Source organism: Calderihabitans maritimus (genome assembly GCF_002207765.1).
In the GTDB taxonomy this organism is placed as follows: Bacteria; Bacillota; KKC1; order Calderihabitantales; family Calderihabitantaceae; genus Calderihabitans; species Calderihabitans maritimus.
The window spans coordinates 66,797-84,234 of the sequence record NZ_BDGJ01000198.1; the positions used below are offsets into that span (position 1 = coordinate 66,797).

16 protein-coding genes are annotated in these 17,438 nt (G+C 50.2%); 11 read left to right on the forward strand and 5 right to left on the reverse strand.

Annotation, left to right across the window (positions count from 1 at the left end; translation table 11 throughout):
- The first annotated feature begins 103 nt into the window (after nucleotides 1–103).
- The 7 genes from folD to KKC1_RS14785 all read left to right on the forward strand — a co-directional run bounded on the left by folD (nucleotide 104) and on the right by KKC1_RS14785 (nucleotide 7,486).
- Nucleotides 104–952 (forward strand): bifunctional methylenetetrahydrofolate dehydrogenase/methenyltetrahydrofolate cyclohydrolase FolD, encoded by an 849-nt coding sequence (gene folD, locus KKC1_RS14755; protein ID WP_088555181.1) that lies wholly within the window; start codon nucleotides 104–106, stop codon nucleotides 950–952.
- Nucleotides 946–2,172 (forward strand): exodeoxyribonuclease VII large subunit, encoded by a 1,227-nt coding sequence (gene xseA, locus KKC1_RS14760; protein WP_088555182.1) that lies wholly within the window; start codon nucleotides 946–948, stop codon nucleotides 2,170–2,172. The genes folD and xseA overlap by 7 nt, the downstream gene beginning before the upstream one ends.
- Nucleotides 2,160–2,414 (forward strand): exodeoxyribonuclease VII small subunit, encoded by a 255-nt coding sequence (gene xseB / locus KKC1_RS14765; protein WP_202820113.1) that lies wholly within the window; start codon nucleotides 2,160–2,162, stop codon nucleotides 2,412–2,414. Before xseA ends, xseB begins: the two co-directional genes overlap by 13 nt.
- Nucleotides 2,414–3,304, forward strand: coding sequence for a polyprenyl synthetase family protein (locus KKC1_RS14770; protein WP_238134327.1), 891 nt, complete (start codon nucleotides 2,414–2,416; stop codon nucleotides 3,302–3,304). Before xseB ends, KKC1_RS14770 begins: the two co-directional genes overlap by 1 nt.
- Before the next feature lie 845 nt (nucleotides 3,305–4,149).
- Nucleotides 4,150–4,743: a hypothetical protein gene (locus KKC1_RS14775; protein ID WP_088555183.1), complete on the forward strand. Its 594-nt coding sequence runs from the start codon at nucleotides 4,150–4,152 to the stop codon at nucleotides 4,741–4,743.
- Nucleotides 4,744–6,654: a 1-deoxy-D-xylulose-5-phosphate synthase gene (gene dxs / locus KKC1_RS14780; protein WP_088555184.1), complete on the forward strand. Its 1,911-nt coding sequence runs from the start codon at nucleotides 4,744–4,746 to the stop codon at nucleotides 6,652–6,654. It abuts the gene before it with no gap.
- 13 nt (nucleotides 6,655–6,667) lie between these two features.
- A complete protein-coding gene (locus KKC1_RS14785; RefSeq protein WP_088555185.1) occupies nucleotides 6,668–7,486 on the forward strand; it encodes a TlyA family RNA methyltransferase in 819 nt (272 codons plus the stop codon).
- Nucleotides 7,487–7,501: 15 nt separating this feature from the next.
- On the opposite strand, the gene KKC1_RS14790 is transcribed toward KKC1_RS14785, so the two are convergent.
- The 5 genes from KKC1_RS14790 to KKC1_RS14810 all read right to left on the reverse strand — a co-directional run bounded on the left by KKC1_RS14790 (nucleotide 7,502) and on the right by KKC1_RS14810 (nucleotide 13,797).
- Entirely contained in the window at nucleotides 7,502–7,816 is a 315-nt protein-coding gene (locus KKC1_RS14790; protein WP_088555186.1) for a heavy metal-binding domain-containing protein, read from the reverse strand.
- 75 nt (nucleotides 7,817–7,891) lie between these two features.
- Nucleotides 7,892–10,573 (reverse strand): formate dehydrogenase subunit alpha, encoded by a 2,682-nt coding sequence (fdhF, locus tag KKC1_RS16935; RefSeq protein WP_088555187.1) that lies wholly within the window; start codon nucleotides 10,571–10,573, stop codon nucleotides 7,892–7,894.
- A 13-nt stretch (nucleotides 10,574–10,586) separates the two neighbouring features.
- On the reverse strand, nucleotides 10,587–12,362 hold the full coding sequence (gene nuoF / locus KKC1_RS14800; protein WP_088555206.1) for an NADH-quinone oxidoreductase subunit NuoF: 1,776 nt from the start codon (nucleotides 12,360–12,362) through the stop codon (nucleotides 10,587–10,589).
- A gap of 78 nt (nucleotides 12,363–12,440) precedes the next feature.
- Entirely contained in the window at nucleotides 12,441–12,929 is a 489-nt protein-coding gene (gene nuoE, locus KKC1_RS14805; RefSeq protein WP_088555188.1) for an NADH-quinone oxidoreductase subunit NuoE, read from the reverse strand.
- Nucleotides 12,930–12,948: 19 nt separating this feature from the next.
- Nucleotides 12,949–13,797, reverse strand: coding sequence for a formate/nitrite transporter family protein (locus tag KKC1_RS14810; protein ID WP_088555189.1), 849 nt, complete (start codon nucleotides 13,795–13,797; stop codon nucleotides 12,949–12,951).
- Between the two features lie 106 nt (nucleotides 13,798–13,903).
- Between KKC1_RS14810 and KKC1_RS14815 the strand changes: the two genes are divergently transcribed.
- The 4 genes from KKC1_RS14815 to KKC1_RS14830 form a co-directional block, all read left to right on the forward strand.
- Nucleotides 13,904–14,377 carry a ferritin-like domain-containing protein gene (locus tag KKC1_RS14815; protein ID WP_088555190.1) on the forward strand — a complete coding sequence of 158 codons (474 nt, stop codon included), beginning with the start codon at nucleotides 13,904–13,906 and terminating at the stop codon, nucleotides 14,375–14,377.
- A 261-nt stretch (nucleotides 14,378–14,638) separates the two neighbouring features.
- Complete coding sequence (locus KKC1_RS14820) at nucleotides 14,639–15,910, forward strand: double-cubane-cluster-containing anaerobic reductase (RefSeq protein ID WP_088555191.1); 1,272 nt, start codon at nucleotides 14,639–14,641, stop codon at nucleotides 15,908–15,910.
- An 8-nt stretch (nucleotides 15,911–15,918) separates the two neighbouring features.
- Entirely contained in the window at nucleotides 15,919–16,680 is a 762-nt protein-coding gene (locus KKC1_RS14825; RefSeq protein ID WP_088555192.1) for an acyl-CoA dehydratase activase, read from the forward strand.
- 39 nt (nucleotides 16,681–16,719) lie between these two features.
- Nucleotides 16,720–17,438 (forward strand): LysR family transcriptional regulator (locus KKC1_RS14830; protein ID WP_088555193.1); only part of this gene is annotated, 719 nt, incomplete at its 3' end.

Consider the following 17,438-nt stretch of genomic DNA (forward strand, 5'->3'; position numbering starts at 1 on the left):
ATCAACCAAGCACGGGCTCTTTAATATCCGGCTAATTCCAGCAACAACGGGTGTTGATTGCCGGGCAGAACACAATTATTATGAAAAGGGAGGTTTTATAAAAATGGCGGCTAACATTTTGGATGGGAAAAAGATTGCTCAGGAGGTCCGGGAAGAAATTAAAAGGGAAGTAGAAGAGCTTAAGTCCAAGGGAGTACACCCGGGACTGGCGGTTATTCTTGTAGGTGATGACCCGGCTTCGCAAGTGTATGTACGTAATAAGCATAAGGCCTGTGGAGACGTTGGTATTTACTCAGAAGTACACCGTCTACCGAAGGAAACTACGCAGGAAGAGTTGCTGGAACTGATTCATAAACTGAACAATGATGACAAAATTCATGGTATCCTAGTACAATTACCGGTACCGGACCATATTGACGAAAAGGCCGTTATTGATGCTATCTCTTTGGACAAGGACGTGGACGGTTTCCACCCGGCTAACGTCGGCAATTTAGTAATTGGTGATGAATGCTTCTATCCTTGTACCCCTCACGGATGTATGGTTCTCCTAGATAAGGCTGGAATCGACCCCAAAGGGAAAAAGGCGGTAGTAGTTGGTCGCAGTAATATTGTTGGCAAGCCGGTGGCTATGATGCTTTTGGCCAGGCATGCGACGGTAACTATCTGTCATTCGCGAACCCAAAACTTGGCGGAAGAAACCCGGCAGGCAGATATTTTGGTTGCGGCAGTAGGCCGTCCGGAAATGATTACCGGGGACATGATTAAGGAAGGTGCGGTTGTAATCGACGTGGGAATTAACCGGCTCGATGATGGACGTTTGGTCGGAGATGTACATTTTGAAAGCGCTGCCGAAAAGGCCAGCTGGATTACTCCGGTACCTGGTGGCGTAGGTCCTATGACTATTACTATGCTCCTAAAGAACACGGTGGAGGCGGCCCGGCGCAAGTGTTAACGCAACAGGTATTTACCGTAACGGAGGTTAATCGTCACGTTAGGCAACTTTTAGAAAACGACCAAATATTGAGAGATATATGGGTGCGCGGTGAAATTTCCAACTTTAAGCACCATACGTCGGGACACATGTACTTTACCTTGAAGGACGACGGTAGCGCCCTGCGCTGCGTGATGTTTCGGCGTCAGAACAGCCGCTTGCTTTTCCAGCCGGAAAATGGGATGAAGGTCCTTGCGCGGGGCTATGTATCTCTTTACGAGCGAGATGGCCTCTATCAGCTTTATGTCCAGGAACTACGGGCCGATGGGCTGGGAGATCTCCATTTGGCCTTCGAACAATTGAAGAAGAAACTGGAAGCAGAGGGTTTGTTTGATTCTGCTCGTAAACGCGCAATACCGGTTTTGCCTAGCAAAATCGGTATTGTTACTTCTACTACTGGGGCTGCCCTGCGGGACATTATTTCCGTTATTACCCGGCGTTTTCCGAATGTTGAACTCATTATTGCTCCTGCCCTGGTACAGGGAGAGGAGGCACCGGCAGAGATTGCCGCTGCTATAGAACTTTTAAATCGTCATGGGGAAGCGGAAGTTATAATAGTAGGACGGGGCGGGGGATCGTTGGAAGAATTGTGGGCATTTAACACTGAGCCGGTGGCACGAGCTATTTATGCCTCACGCATACCGGTCATTTCGGCGGTAGGACATCAAACCGATTTTACCATTGCTGATTTTGTGGCCGACTGCCGGGCGCCTACGCCTTCCGCTGCGGCAGAAATGGTAGTTCCTGTCAAGGAAGAAATTAGAAGAAATCTAAACGCCTCTTTTGAGCGTTTGAGGCAGGCGCTGCAACGAAAGTTGGAGTGGGGCCGGAACAGGTTGGAAAATTTGCAAGGTCGTCCAGTTATGCAGAGGCCGGAGACTCTTCTTAATGAAGCACGCCAGGCGGTTGATTTATGGGAAAAGGAACTCCACCGTCAGATGGAACTCCGGCTTGGCGAAAGGGTGCAGGTTTTGCAGCGATTGGCGGGTCAATTGAACAGTTTAAGTCCCCTGGCGGTATTGGAGCGGGGTTATGCCTTTTGCAGGGAGGTTGACAGCGGAAAGATAATAAATAATAGTGATCAGGTAGAAGTGGGAGGATTAGTGGAGGTTACCCTGCGGCGGGGTGTTCTTCACTGTCGGGTCGAGGAGAAAAAGGAGGATTTACATTGGCAGAAATAAAGGATTTGACTTTTGAACAGGCGTTGGAGCGCCTGGAGAAAATAGTTCGGGCTTTAGAAACGGGCAACCTGTCTCTGGAAGATTCCCTGCAGCATTTTGAAGAGGGCATTAAGTTAATTAAATTTTGCAACCATAAATTAGAGGCTGCAGAAAGAAAAGTTTCTCTGCTGGTAGAGAAGGCGGACGGTGAACTCGTCTTAGAAGCTTTCCAGGAGCAGAAAGAGGATGGTGTAAAAGAGTAGTGGACTTGCAGGCATATTTTGCAGAGCGAATTAGGCTCATAAATGATGCGCTGGATCAATACCTACCTCCTGAAAACCAACCTCCAGTCACCATTCACCAGGCGATGCGATACAGTGTTTTTGCCGGAGGAAAGCGATTGCGTCCCATCCTTTGTATGGCGGCGGCAGAAGCGGTAGGGGGCAGAACAGACAGAGTAGTGCCGGCTGCCTGCGCCCTGGAGTTAATCCATACTTATTCACTAATTCATGATGATTTGCCGGCTATGGATGATGACGACTATCGTCGAGGCAAGTTGACATGTCACAAAGTGTTCGGGGAAGCCATAGCCATACTGGCCGGTGATGCCCTTTTAACCTATGCCTTTACGCTGTTAGCGCAGCAGGTTAAAATGGTGGATATCAGTGCCGAGGCTGCTCTTAAGGTTATAGAGGAAATTTCCCGGGCGGCAGGTACTGGCGGGATGATCGGCGGCCAGGTCATGGATCTTCAGGCGGAAGAAGTTCAGGTAGACGGGGATACCTTAGAAAGTATTCATAAACGGAAGACAGGAGCCCTGATAAGTACGTCCGTCAGGGTGGGAGCTATGCTGGCAGGTGCAGAAGAGCCTGAACTGTTCTTCTTGGCGGAATACGCAGACAACCTAGGTTTGGCTTTCCAAATAACTGATGATATACTTGATTTAGAAGGGGAAGAGAAGAAGATGGGCAAGCGGGTAGGTAGTGATTTGAAAAAGAAGAAGGCTACTTACCCCGCTTTCTACGGGATTGAGAGGTCCAAATCTATAGCCCGGGAAAAAGTGAACCGCGCGCTGCAATGCCTTTCCAATTTCGGGAAGGAAGCAGAACCGCTGCGGATGATTGCTCGTTTTTTGCTGAATAGAGAGTACTAGTATGGCCATTCCATTTGACCCGTCCTCGAGCTGGTATTCGACCTCTGAGATTAGGTCTACCTAGTTCAACCCATTTCTTGCAATGGAGGCGGAAAATTGTTATAATAACGTTCTGCATATAAAATATTAATGTGGACTAAATAATGAGAGTAATCTTGACATAGTTTATTCCTAGGCGGTGGGTGGTGCAGTATTCTAGTCAGGCCAACCGGCTTTGAAGACGGGCCTAAAAATCCGTCAAGGGCACATCGATGAAGTTCCTGGTGCTGGCTGCTGACGCCCCGTCGGGGGTCGGTGCTGGGAGTTAAGGGGGTGGGGCGACCTACAAGGGCATGTAGGCGTTGACCCCGTCCCCGCGGAGACCCAAGTGCGTGGTAACTGCCGGCTGGCTCCCGGCAGGCTACGGCTTGGGGTGTGAACCTGCATTCGGTGCGAGGAGTGCTGGGTGCAGCGTAGCCTGCCTTGAGTGGTGATGGTGGATAATAATACAGTGTACCGGAGAGGCTCGGAGCCACGGGCTTTTCCGCGTACCTTGTTTTGAAACCATCACTGCAAAAGAGGCTAGAAGTCGGTCTGGTCTGTTGAGGAAAACTCCTAGACTGTTTACCTTGAGAGGTAAGGCTTGCCGGGGATTAAAGTGTGTGCTAAGTGGTAATCTAGCCCTGTGACCGGCGACGGCACAGAATAGTCCTTAAAGGGAAACCGCCGGTGCGGTGACGGCCGGTGGACTATTGGGAAATCCTGCTAGACCTTAAGCCACAAAGTTTACCCGGCAAGTTACCACCCACCCAAACACATTACATAAACTGGGTTTTATTTTTAACCCTGAGGAGAGAAGAATATCCGTGGGTAATTCCGGCAACAATAATCGTTGGAAACATGCTTTATTTATCGGTGTAGGGACTTTTTTTTTAGCTATAGCCATTAGTTTGGGCTCCCAGACTCTTTTAAGTCACCTCACTTCATTGGTATTATCTTTCCTGCTTTTGGTGTTAATTATTCTGATAGGAATAATCTTTGATATTGTTGGGGTAGCGGTAGCGGCGGCATCCGAAGCTCCTTTCCATGCCCGGGCGTCCAGAAAGATCGCGGGAGCCCGGGAGGCTATTTTTTTAGTAAGGAATGCAGAACGGGTAGCCAGTTTTTGTAACGACGTGGTGGGAGACGTATGTGGTACCTTGAGCGGTGCGGTAGGTGCCTCCATTGTCTTCCGCCTGCTGCTACAGGTCGGACAGCCGGGAGGGAAACAACAGCTTCTGTTCGGAACGGTTATGACGGCTTTTATTGCCGCCTTGACGGTAGGGGGAAAAGCTTACGGTAAAGGACTGGCCATCAATCGTTCTCACGAGATAATTTTTCTGGTAGGACGGCTGCTGCACCGGTTGAGCAGGGTTATGGGGATTGAAATTAACTCCGGCAAAAGAAAGAAGGTGAAATAAATGGGTCGGATTCTGGACGGGATTAACGGCCCAAAGGACGTCAAGAAATTAACCCTGTCGCAGCTGGAACAACTGGCCGGAGAGATTCGGTCGGAAATGATCGCTACGGTTGCCCGGACCGGAGGACACATTGCTCCCAACCTGGGGGTCGTGGAACTGACTCTGGCCTTGCATTTCACTTTTGATTCTCCTAAAGACAAGTTTATCTGGGACGTTGGGCATCAGTGCTATGTGCATAAGTTACTGACCGGCCGGCGCGAGAAATTTGATAGTCTTCGGCAATATGGCGGAATAAGCGGTTTTCCGAAAAGGGAAGAAAGTCCCCATGACGCTTTCAATACGGGGCATAGCAGCACTTCCATTTCGGCGGCGGTGGGCATGGCTTTAGCCCGCGAAAAACGGGGAGAAAAATACGAGGTAGTAGCGATAATAGGAGACGGTGCTTTAACCGGTGGCATGGCTTTTGAAGCCCTCAATCACGCGGGACACCTGGGAATTGACCTCATAGTTATATTGAATGACAATGAGATGTCTATTGCCAGCAACGTGGGAGCTCTATCCTCCTACTTGTCCCGTCTCCGTACCGACCCGATGTATTTTAAGGGGAAAGAAGAGTTTGAGACATTGCTGCGCAAAGTGCCGCATATTGGCCCGCGGGTAGTAAAAGTGGCGGAAAGGGTAAAAGATTCGCTCAAGTATCTGGTAGTTCCGGGGATGCTTTTTGAGGAACTGGGCTTCACTTATCTTGGTCCTATTGACGGCCACAATATAGCGGCGATGAATTCCGTATTTAAGCGGGCAAAATCCATCAGAGGGCCAGTGCTGATTCATGTCATCACTAAAAAAGGGAAAGGATATCGTCCCGCGGAAGAAAACCCCGACACTTTTCACGGTATAGGACCCTTTGATATTAGAACGGGTTCTCCAATCCGGAAGAATGGTCCCCCATCGTATACCAGCGTTTTCGGAAACACTTTGGTACAGCTGGCGAGGGAAGACGAGAGAATAATAGGTATCACGGCGGCCATGCCTAACGGCACTGGACTGGACATTTTCGCCAAGGAATTTCCCGCGCGGTTCTATGATGTGGGCATTGCTGAACAGCATGCGGTGACTCTGGCGGCAGGGATGGCGGTCGAAGGATTTAAACCGGTAGTAGCTATTTATTCTACTTTCCTGCAGCGGGCTTATGACCAAATTCTTCATGATGTTTGCCTACAAAATCTTCCTGTAGTTTTTGCTATAGATCGGGCGGGAATTGTCGGCGAGGATGGGGAAACTCACCAGGGACTATTTGATTTTTCTTACCTGCGCAGTATACCTAACATGACGGTAATGGCTCCGAAGGACGAGAATGAGCTTCGCCATATGTTGGCCACGGCCATAACTTTTGACGGTCCCATAGCGCTCCGGTATCCCAGGGGATCAGGAACGGGTGTTAGATTAGATCAGGAAGTGAAACCGCTGCCCGTGGGCAAAGCGGAAGTTCTGCGGGAAGGTCAGCACATAGTCATCCTAGCTATCGGCCGACCCGTATATGATGCCCTGGCTGCGGCGGAAGAACTGGCCTCTCTGGGAATTGAAGCCGGTGTAATCAACTGTCGCTTCGTGAAACCTTTAGATGAGGAATTAATCAAAGCTGTAGCCCGTAAGGTTAAAAGAATAGTTACCGTGGAAGAACATGTGCTGGCCGGGGGATTCGGCAGTGCGGTTCTCGAACTCTTGGCCAGGGAGAGAATTAACGACAGGGAAGTATTGTGCTTAGGCATTCCCGATGAGTTTGTACCCCAGGGCAAGGCAGATATTCTACGGGCCAAGTATGGCCTGACTGCCGAAGGAATCAAAAAAGCCATTCTGAGCCGGTTTCCGGTACAAGTTTCTTACCATAAGACTGCACGAGGACAGGCCTGATGGGAGGTTTCCAGTGGGGAAAAAGAATAAGGAACGGCTTGACGTCCTGCTGGTTAGGCGGGACTTTTTTCCTAGTAGGGAAAAGGCAAAGCGCTCTGTCATGGCAGGATTAGTACTGGTAGATGGAGAGAGGGTAGATAAACCGGGCACTCCGGTGCCGCTAGACGCGGAAATCCGCATCCTGGGGGAAGCCGTACCCTATGTCAGCCGGGGAGGACTCAAACTGGAAAAAGCTCTCCGGGAGTTTAATATTTCGCTGCAAGGAAAAGTCGTCTTAGATATAGGGGCTTCTACCGGCGGGTTTACCGACTGCGCCTTGCAGCACGGGGCTCAAAAAGTTATAGCGGTCGATGTAGGATACGGTCAGCTGGCTTGGAAGTTGCGCCAGGATCCCCGGGTAATCAATATGGAAAGAACCAATGTGCGTTATTTGCAGCCGGAACAGCTGCCGGAATTACCTGAGGTAATTACGGTGGACGTTTCTTTCATATCCCTGGCTTTAGTCCTGCCGGTGGCCGCTGAGTTATTGAAAACAGGTGGAATTATTATAGCTCTGGTAAAACCCCAGTTTGAAGCGGGAAGGGAAAAGGTGGGCAAGCGAGGAGTAGTGCGAGATCCCCAGGTGCACCGGGAAGTGTTGCAAAAGATTATATCCACGGCGCAAGAGTTAAACCTGGCCTTGGCTGGAATCACCTTTTCCCCGCTCAAAGGACCGGAGGGCAACATAGAGTACCTGTTGCTTTTACAAAAAAATGGGCGATCTATCCCGGAGGATCCCGTAAGCCTGATTAATTCTGTGGTGGACCAGGCCTGGAAGGAACTGAAAACCTAAGTCCCTGGCCATACGTTACTCCACCTCCACCGCCGTGCCGCTGGCGGTAACCATAAGCATTCCTTCCCTCACTACCTCATAATCCAGGTCCACCCCGACAACGGCGTTGGCCCTTAGGTGGCGGGCTCGTTCCGCCATCTCTTTCAGGGCAATCTCCCGCGCTTGCATAAGCTTGGTCTCATAGGCCCCGGACCGTCCCCCGACTATGTCAGTAATGCTGGCAAAGAGATCCCGGACAACGTTAGCCCCCATAATAGCTTCCCCGGAGACCACACCTAGGTAGTTCTTAATGGTGCGTCCCTCAATATTGGGTGTGGTGGTAATGATCATCAAATTCAAGCCCCCTATTAAAGGTATTTATCAACATTTTACTACAGGGAAGCCCTGGGAGCAATCATACAATGATTAAACCGGCTCAATTTTTATGGCGCAGGCTTTGAGCTCAGGTATCTTGCATATGGGGTCGGTGGCGGTGTTGGTTAGCTGGTTGGTCGGGGTTTCCCGGAAGTGGAAGGTCATAAACACCGTTCCGGACGGCACATGGTCCGTAACCTGTACTTTGGTTTTTACTTTGCCCCGCCGGGAGACTACTTGAATGGTATCCCCGTCTTGTACGCGGTATTTTTGGGCATCTTTCGGGTGGATCATGGCTAGCTCTTCTGAATGGATTTCATGCAGCCCCTTGGAACGTCGGCTCATGCTGCCGGTATGAAAATGGTATAGCATGCGCCCGGTACTGAGCCACAGGGGATATTCTTCGTCCGGCACTTCCGCCGGGGGCAGGTATTCCACCACGTGAAAACGCCCTTTGCCTCGGGAGAACTTCTCTGCATGCAGGAATTTGGTCCCCGGGTGGTCCGGATGGGGGCAGGGCCACTGGATTCCTTTTTCTTCCAGGCGATCGTAGCTGATACCGCCGTAGATAGGGGTAAAGCGAGCGATCTCTGTCATAATGTTTTTGGGGTGAGGGTAGTTCCAATCGGCTCCCAGTTTCCGGGCCAATAGCTGTATTATCTCCCAATCGGCTTTGCTCTCTCCCGGGGGCTCAATGGCCTTCCTTACCCTCTGAATTCTCCGTTCGGTGTTGGTGAATGTACCGTCCTTTTCGGCAAAAGACGCGGCTGGGAGAACCACGTGGGCCTTTTCCGCCGTTTCGGTCATAAAGATGTCCTGTACCAGCAAAAAGTCCAAGCGTTCCAGGGCTTCCACCACATGCCTGGCGTCGGGGTCGGACAGTACCGGGTTTTCTCCCATGATGTACATGGCTTTTACCTTACCGCGGGCAGCCGCTTCAAACATTTCGGTGACGGTATAGCCGTTATGCCGCGGCAGTTTTGCTCCCCAGCCTTCTTCAAATATCCGGCGCACCTCCGGATCTTCCACAGGCTGGTAAGAAGGAAAGTAGTTGGGAAGGCAGCCCACGTCACATGCCCCCTGCACATTATTTTGGCCCCGCAGAGGAGCAACCCCGGTACCTTCCCGGCCCACATTCCCGGTCAGCATGGCCAGGTTGGCAATAGCCAGCACGTTATTGGTACCAGAGGTATACTGGGTAATACCCATGGCATAGACGATGGTAGCCCTGTCGGCCTTCCCAAAGAGGTGGGCGGCGGCCACAATGTCCTGGGCCGGGATGCCGGTATGTTTTTCCACCAGCTCGGGGGTGTACTTGCGAATTGATTCCTGCCATTCCTCGAACCCCTCGCTTCTTTCCTCCACAAACTTTTTGTCCCACAGGCCCTCCCGCAGGATGACATGAGCCAGGCCGTTTAGTAGGGCCACATTGCTTCCCGGCCGCAGGCGCAACCAGATGTCGGCATAACGCACCAGTTCAATTTTTCGAGGATCGGCTACAATCAGTTTGGCACCGTCTTTTACCGCCTGTTTGATGCGGTAGCCGGTTACCGGGTGGGCTTCGGTGGTATTGGAACCGATGAGCAGGATCACTTCCGTCTGAAGAAGTTCATTAATGGAATTGGTCATTGCTCCACTGCCAAAAGCGGTGGCCAGACCGGCCACGGTGGAGCTGTGTCAGAGACGGGCGCAATGATCCACATTATTCGTACCTATCACTGCCCGCATAAATTTTTGAAAGAGATAATTTTCTTCGTTGGTGCATTTAGCCGAGGAAATACCGGCTACAGCGTCGGGGCCGTAGCGCTTTACGATCTCTTTCAGGCGGCGGGTGGCGTAGTCCAGTGCTTCTTCCCAGGATACCGGCTCCAGTTCACCGCTTTTCCGGATCATGGGTTGAGTAAGGCGGTCGGGAGAATGAACAAAATCCCAGCCGAACTGCCCTTTAACGCACAGATGGCCCATATTGGACCCGGATTTATCCTTGGTTACTCCTACTATGCGGTTATCATGCACCTTAAGTTTTAATTGGCAACCTACTCCACAGTAGGGACAGGTGGTGGTAACCTTCTTAATTTCCCAGGGACGCGCCGCCCATACGGCCGACTTTTCTACCAAGGCAGCTACCGGACATACGTTGACACACATGCCGCAGAAGGTGCAGGTGGTTTCCGTCAGGCTATCGTCGTAGGCTGACGTAACTTTGGTATTAAATCCTCTTTCCATAAAGTCATATACATGAGCACCGTTAATTTCTGCGCAGACATAGACGCATTTGCCGCAGACGATACACTTGCTGTAATCCCGGATGAAGAAGGGGTTGGAAGTATCTACCGGGTATTTTTTCTGGTCTCCCCGGTAGGGAGTATCCTCTACCCGGTAACGAAAACAGTAATCCTGCAGACGGCAATCGCCATTTTTGGCACAGGTAAGACAGCGGAGGTCGTGATTGGCCAGAAGTAGCCGGAGAATCTCCTTTCGGGCCTCCACGACCTTTTCCGATTCTGTGAATATCTCCATACCCTCCTGTACCGGCGTGGTGCAGGCCGACAGCAGTTTCCTGGCCCCTTTTACTTCTACTACACAGAGGCGGCAGTTGCCGGGAGCGGGTAGTCCCTCTTCATAGCAAAGGGTAGGAATATCAATACCGTTGGCTTCTGCAGCCTTAAGGATGGTACTCCCGCGGCGAACGGTATATTCTTCTCCGTTAATGATTACCCTTACCTTATCCATAAGTATCACGCTCCTATGCTCGAACAATGGCTTCAAAAGGACATTTTTCTAAACATATACCACACCTGGCGCATTTTTCCGGGTCAATGCGGTGAGGTGTCCTCTTTTCTCCGGTAATGGCTCCTGCCGGACAATGTTTCAGGCAGATGCTGCATGCCTTGCATTTTTCCTCGATTATCCGGTAGGTGGTAAGGTCCTTGCATACCCCGGCGGGACAGAATTTCTTTTCAATATGCATCTCGTACTCAGAGCGAAAATAGCGGATGGTACTGAGCACCGGGTTGGGTGCCGATTGACCCAGGCCACACAGGGAAGTATTGATGATAACGGACCCCAGGGTAATGAGCCGGTCTAGGTCCCCTTTTTCACCTTTTCCGTTGACAATACGATTTAAAATTTCCAATAATCGTTTTAATCCTTCCCGGCAGGGGGTGCACTTACCACAGGACTCGTTGCGGGTGAACTGTAGAAAGTAGCGGGCCAGTTCCACCATGCAGGTATTTTCGTCCAGTACCACCAAGCCGCCGGAGCCCATCATGGCTCCTGCGGAAATAAGCGAATCGTAGTCGACCGGGAGGTCTAGGTGTTGTTCGGGCAGGCAGCCCCCTGAAGGCCCGCCGATTTGTACTGCTTTGAACTTTTTGTCGTCTTTTATTCCGCCACATATATCAAAAATAATTTCCCGCAAGGTGATTCCCATAGGGACTTCTACTAGACCAGTCTTCTTAACTTTTCCGGTTACGGCGAAGACTTTAGTCCCTTTGCTCTGTTCGGTTCCTATAGAAGCGAATTCCGATGCCCCGATACGAAAAATGACCGGAATATTGGCGTAAGTTTCCACGTTATTAATGTTGGTGGGTCGGTCCCACAAGCCTTTAGTGGCGGGAAAAGGAGGACGGGGCCGGGGCATGCCTCTGTTCCCTTCAATAGAAGCGATGAGTGCTGTTTCTTCGCCGCACACAAAGGCTCCCGCTCCCTGCTTGATATACAGGTGAAAGTTGAAGCCGCTACCCAGGATGTTGTCACCAAGAAAATTTCTTTCCCTTGCCTGGTCGATTGCTCTCATCAACCGGTGAACAGCCAGGGGGTATTCTGCCCGGATGTATATGTACCCGTCTCGAGCCCCTACGGCGTAAGCAGCTATAATCATTCCCTCGATGACGGCATGGGGATCTCCTTCCAGGATGCTCCTGTCCATGAAAGCTCCGGGATCTCCCTCATCGGCATTGCAGATCACATATTTCCGGTCTCCTACTGCATTGCGGGTTGACTCCCACTTGATGCCGGTGGGAAAACCGCCTCCTCCTCTTCCCCGCAGGCCTGAATTTTTCACTTCGGCGATTACTTCTTCGGGCGTGTATTCTGCCAGCACCCTGCGCAGCGATTGGTAGCCTCCGGCCTTCAGGTAGTCATCAATGCTATCAGGGTCAATGATACCGCAGTTCCTGGTGACCAGACGGAGCTGTTTGCTCCAGAAAGGATTTTCTTCCAGTAAAGGCATACCCTCAAGGAGAGTTCCCTTTTCGGCCTCCATTCCTACCACTAGGTCTTTAACTATTCTGCCTTCTACCAGGTGTTCCTGTACTATGCGCTTTACGCTTTCCGGGCTGATGTTACCGTAAATTACTTTGGGTTGCCCCGGAATTCTTACTTCCACCAGTACTTCCCGGTGGCACATTCCCAGACACCCGGTCTGCCGGACTTCAACGTCCAAATTTTGTCGCCGGATTTCCTGGGAAATAGCTTCCCATACTTTTTTCGCTCCCGCTGCTATACCGCAGGTGCCCATACCCACGATTACCCGGGGCCGGTCGGGCTGGTGATCTACTTTGGGTTTAGCCAACTTTTCTTTCAACGCGGGCACCTCCTACGTATACTGGTCGAGAATACAGGGGATTTGCTCCGGAGTTACCTGTCCGTGGGTATCATGGTTAATGACCACTACCGGCGCCAGGCTACAGGCTCCCACACAGGCTACCGTTTCCAGAGTGAAGCGCCGATCTTCGGTAGTACCGCCGTCCGGTATCTTTAACTGTTTCCCAATGGTTTCAAGAATATCCCGCCCGCCTCTCACATGACAGGCCGTTCCTGTGCAGACCCGGATTGTATTGCGTCCCTTAGGCTTAAGGGAAAACTGGGCATAGAAAGTAGCGACGCCGCAAACTTTGGCCAGAGAAATTTTCATTCCTTCGGCAATCTGTTCCAAGACCTCTCGGGGAAGATAACCTTTAATATCCTGGGTTTCCTGCAAAAGGGGAATAAGGCCGCCGTCGGTTTCCCGGTACTTTTGGATAAGCTTTTCTATATCCGGGTCCTTTGGCTTCTTTTTTTGCTGGTTACAACATTTTACGGACATTAATTTAACCCACCTTCTTTTAAACTCGTTTGTGCAGATATACAAACCAGTATACCAGTCCTACCAGAAAGCCTCCGCCGATAATGTTGCCTAGGGTTACCGGTATTAAATTGTTGACCAGGAAAGATTCCAGCGTTAGATTATCTAGGGAAGAAATTCCCGTCTGCGCCATAAAGGCCTGGCGAACGGCCTCGTTTTCTTTCAATACCAGACCGAAAGGGATAAAAAACATATTGGCAATGCTGTGCTCGAAGCCGGAAGCCACAAAAGCGGTGATGGGGAAAATAATGGCCAAGACTTTATCCGTAACACTCCTTCCGCTGTAGCTCAACCATATGGCCAGCACTACCAGCATGTTGGCCAGGATTCCGCGCAGCAGGTTGGTAGTGAAATCATTGCTTACCTTGGCCAGGGCTATTTGCATACCGGTTATACCGAAGGCCAGGTTACCCAGACGCCACTGTTCCGAATAGTAGACCAGAAAGACGATAAAAAGACTACCCAGCAGGTTGCCAAAATAGACTAGAATCCAGTTTCTGAGGAGCAGACCCAGCGAAATCTTTCTGGTCATGTAGGCAATGATCAGCAGAGTGTTTCCGGTAAACAGTTCGGCGCCCGCTATAACCACCAATATAAGCCCCAGAGAAAAAGCTAGTCCACCCAACAGCTTGGCCAAGCTGGGCCCGACCCTGGCGTCAAAGGTAGCTATGATATAGAATTCTCCGGCCAGGGCAATAAAAGTCCCGGCAAGGATTCCCAACATCACTGTACTGCGCAGGGTGTTCTTAGCCTTTTTCACACCCAAACTTTCGGCCTTGGCTGTTACAGCTTCGGGAGATAACAGATCAATGTTTAATCTTTCTTCCATAATTTCAAGCCACCTCTGCGGGCTAAAGGTTTTGACTGGGGTGCAATAACCCTTTTGCTCGTGACATGCATATTATGTTGTAAGAAGCCTCAAGGAGGGAAAAGTGATGTATCAACCATCAGGAATGTACTATTATCATTATGGCTATCCACCCAACTACCCTATGCACGGGGTTTTCAAAAACTTTCAGGAATTCGTGAACAACTTGCAAAAAGCTATCAAAGATGAAGCGATGGCCATCGAAATGTACGAACAAATGTTAAAAATGGCACCTGCTGAGCATAAGAAACATATCAGACATGCCTTGGAAGATGAAAGAAAACACTACCAAATGTTTACCGACCTGTATCAGTTCCTGACCGGGATGAAGCCTATGATTACCGTTCCGCCGGTTCACGTGGAATGCTATGAGGAGGCAGTGGAGGAGGCCTTCCAGAGAGAACTGGAGGCAGCCGAACTTTATCGGGATATGATGCTCTCTACCTCTGACTACCAAGTCCGGGACATTATGTTTGAAGCTATGACCGATGAAATGGAACACGCCACCCGCTTTGCTTTTATTTATGCCGACTTGGAGTAAGGAGAGGATGTCTTACGCAACGTCTTTTTTCATGGTGTGGATTCTAAATCTAAGCGATTTTTAAATTCCGAAGGCTATCTTAAGGTTAAATTGACTCCCGGTAAAAGAACCCTATCCTTTGTTAGTGTTACCACACGTATCAAAAAAATTAACTGGTCAGACCCAGATATATTAAAAAATTAGATGGCTGAATTGAAGGTTTTTAATAATTTATTGGGGAATTGTTTGTAAAGTTATTGTTAGTCTGGGAGGAGGGTTCTTATGTCAGATTACCGGGATCTATGGCAATCTTTAAATATGGACCTGGAAAGACATGATCTTCTTTGTGCTGCTTTGCCATCTTTGTATGAAGAGGTCTACTTGAACCAGCCGGGGCGTCCGCAGGGGATGAACTATTTTAATGCGGTGATAGCGGAGATTCACGGTATGCGGGTGGCGGAACTGGCCGAACACCGGAAGCAGGGCGGTAAGGTGTTCGGTACTTTCTGCGTTTTTGTTCCTACGGAAATAATCAGGGCCGCCGGAGGTGTAGCCATAGGTTTATGCGGCGGTTCTCAATTTTGGGTACCGGATGGGGAAAAAGTACTGCCGCGTACTGTTTGTCCCTTGATCAAGGCTTCGGTAGGTGCGAAAATCAGCAGGACTTGCCCCTATTTTGAATCTTCCGACATGTTAGTAGGGGAAACAACTTGTGATGATAAAAAGAAGGCGTGGGAAATACTCAACGAGTACATACCTACTTATGTAATGGAACTTCCTCAGATGAAGCGGGAAAAGGACCGGCAGGCATGGATCGAGGAAGTTGGTATCTTCAAAGGCACTGTAGAAAAAATAACTGGGAAGAAGATAGAAAGGGAACACTTACGGGAAGCAATTCGAGTGGAAAATGCCAAGAGAAAGGCTCTGAAGCGGCTCTATAGCTTTCGCAAAAACGATCCGGTCCCTATAAGTGGGAAAGACGCTCTTTTGGTAACTCAGATTGCGTTTTACGACGATCCGCAGCGTTTTGTCGAGCGGACGGAAGAACTATGCAGCGAGTTAGAAGAACGGGTAACCTCGGGCTACGGGGTTTTCAAGAACGGGGCGCCGCGTATTGTAATTGCAGGCAGTCCTCAAGCAATTCCTAATTGGAAACTTCACCACCTCATAGAGACCAGCGGCGCGGTAGTTGTATGTGAAGAAACTTGTACCGGAACTCGTTATTTTGAGCATTTAGTGCAGGAGGAAGGGGAGACGCTGGAAGAACTTTTGGTAAACCTGGCCAACCGTTATTTCCAAATCAATTGCGCCTGTTTTACGCCTAACCACGAACGGGTAGAGGATATTTTGCGTTTGGTGCATGAATATCGTGCCGATGGTGTTATCCACTATAACCTGTCCTTTTGCCAACCCTATAGCATCGAGGCGGCTAGGGTGGAGAAAGCTCTTAAAGCAAAGGGGATACCTTGCTTACGAATCGAAACTGATTATAGTGAAGAAGACATCGAACAGATTCGTACCCGGATAGAAGCTTTTTTAGAGGTGGTGAGGTAGCCAAGCCCATGAGGTTTGCAGGTATAGATATTGGTTCCCGGACTATTGCCATGGTAGTATGGGAAAGAGGACGGCTGGCCTTCTCCCGAGTTGTAGACAGCGGGCCTAATCCTGTGGAACGGGCAGCTCAATTGTTAGGAGACGTGGGTAAATACCGGCGGGTGGTGGCTACCGGCTACGGACGGCATGCAGCCAGAGCTGCCTTTGCCCATGAAATCATTACAGAGATTAAGGCTCACGCCCTAGGAGCTCGCGCTGTGTATCCCCAGTGTCGCACTGTTCTAGATATAGGGGGACAGGACATCAAGGTAATACGCCTTGACGATAACGGTAGAGTAGTGGACTTTTTGATGAACGAGAAGTGCGCTGCAGGTACGGGGAAATTTGTGGAAGTTATGGCGCAAACTCTTGGCTTAGACCTGACACAATTTGCCTGTATGGCCCTCGCTACGTCCGAAAGAGTGACCCTCAACAGCACATGTGCCGTTTTTGCAGAAACGGAGGTGGTCTCCCTCCTAGCTAGGGGGGTTAAAGCAGAAGCTGTAGCCCGGGCCGTATTAGAATCTGTTTGTGCAAAAGCTGCCTCGATGCTTCACCGGGTCGGGCTGAAGCCAGCTCTGGTTTTTACAGGCGGCGTAGCGTTGCTTTCTGGAATAGCCGATTTATTAGGAGCCCGGCTGCGAACGGAAGTTGTTATTCCATCCGACCCGCAAATTGTCGGGGCTCTAGGAGCGGCTTTATATGGTCAAATTAAGGAAGCTGGCTTATAATTATATTTGGAAAGTTGACGCAGGTAAGGAATGATGTGAATGCCCGACTTCCACAAGCTTCAGGTATTTCTCACCGTCGCGGAGGAAGGGAGTTTTTCCGCTGCAGCTAAAAAGCTCCATCTCACCCAGTCGGCTATATCTTTTCAGATAAGTGCGCTGGAAGAATATTACCAGGCTCCCCTGTTTGAGCGCTTGAGCCGGGGAGTTGCCCTGACGGAAACAGGAGAAATATTAAAGAAATATGCCCGAGAAATTATCGCTTTATCCCAGCGGTTGGACGAGGACATTGCCGAACTCAAAGGATTGGTACGGGGCCGACTGACTATCGGGGCCAGTACCATCCCCGGGGAATATATCCTGCCGCGCTACATCGGTATTTTTACCGCCAATTTTCCCAAGGTAGAGGTAAATATGAAGGTAGCCGACAGCAAGAAAGTGGTGGACATGGTTCTGGCCCGGGAAATTGACCTGGGAATGGTGGGCACCCTGTTCGACGAAAGAAAACTGGTTTCCCGGCCTGTTCTGTCTGATAGACTTCTGCTTATTGCTTCCCCGGAGCACCCTCTTGCCAAAAGGGAAAAGGTTGAATTAAAGGACATTTTAGATTATCCTTTCGTGCTGCGGGAAAGGGGTTCCGGTACCCGCAGGGTTATGGAAAGAGGGTTGGAAGAAGCGGGGATTTCTCCGGGGCAAATTAAACTGCGCATGGAGCTGGGAAGTACGGAAGCCGTCAAAACGGCGGTGGAAGAAGGGCTGGG

Coding starts and splice junctions, on each gene's coding strand:
- folD (WP_088555181.1), top strand. CDS start 104: ATGGCGGCTAACATTTTGGATGGGAAAAAGATTGCTCAGGAGGTCCGG.
- dxs (WP_088555184.1), top strand. CDS start 4,744: ATGGGTCGGATTCTGGACGGGATTAACGGCCCAAAGGACGTCAAGAAA.
- KKC1_RS14790 (WP_088555186.1), bottom strand. CDS start 7,816: ATGATCATTACCACCACACCCAATATTGAGGGACGCACCATTAAGAAC.
- nuoF (WP_088555206.1), bottom strand. CDS start 12,362: ATGGGCACCTGCGGTATAGCAGCGGGAGCGAAAAAAGTATGGGAAGCT.
- nuoE (WP_088555188.1), bottom strand. CDS start 12,929: ATGTCCGTAAAATGTTGTAACCAGCAAAAAAAGAAGCCAAAGGACCCG.
- KKC1_RS14810 (WP_088555189.1), bottom strand. CDS start 13,797: ATGGAAGAAAGATTAAACATTGATCTGTTATCTCCCGAAGCTGTAACA.
- KKC1_RS14815 (WP_088555190.1), top strand. CDS start 13,904: ATGTATCAACCATCAGGAATGTACTATTATCATTATGGCTATCCACCC.
- KKC1_RS14820 (WP_088555191.1), top strand. CDS start 14,639: ATGTCAGATTACCGGGATCTATGGCAATCTTTAAATATGGACCTGGAA.
- KKC1_RS14825 (WP_088555192.1), top strand. CDS start 15,919: ATGAGGTTTGCAGGTATAGATATTGGTTCCCGGACTATTGCCATGGTA.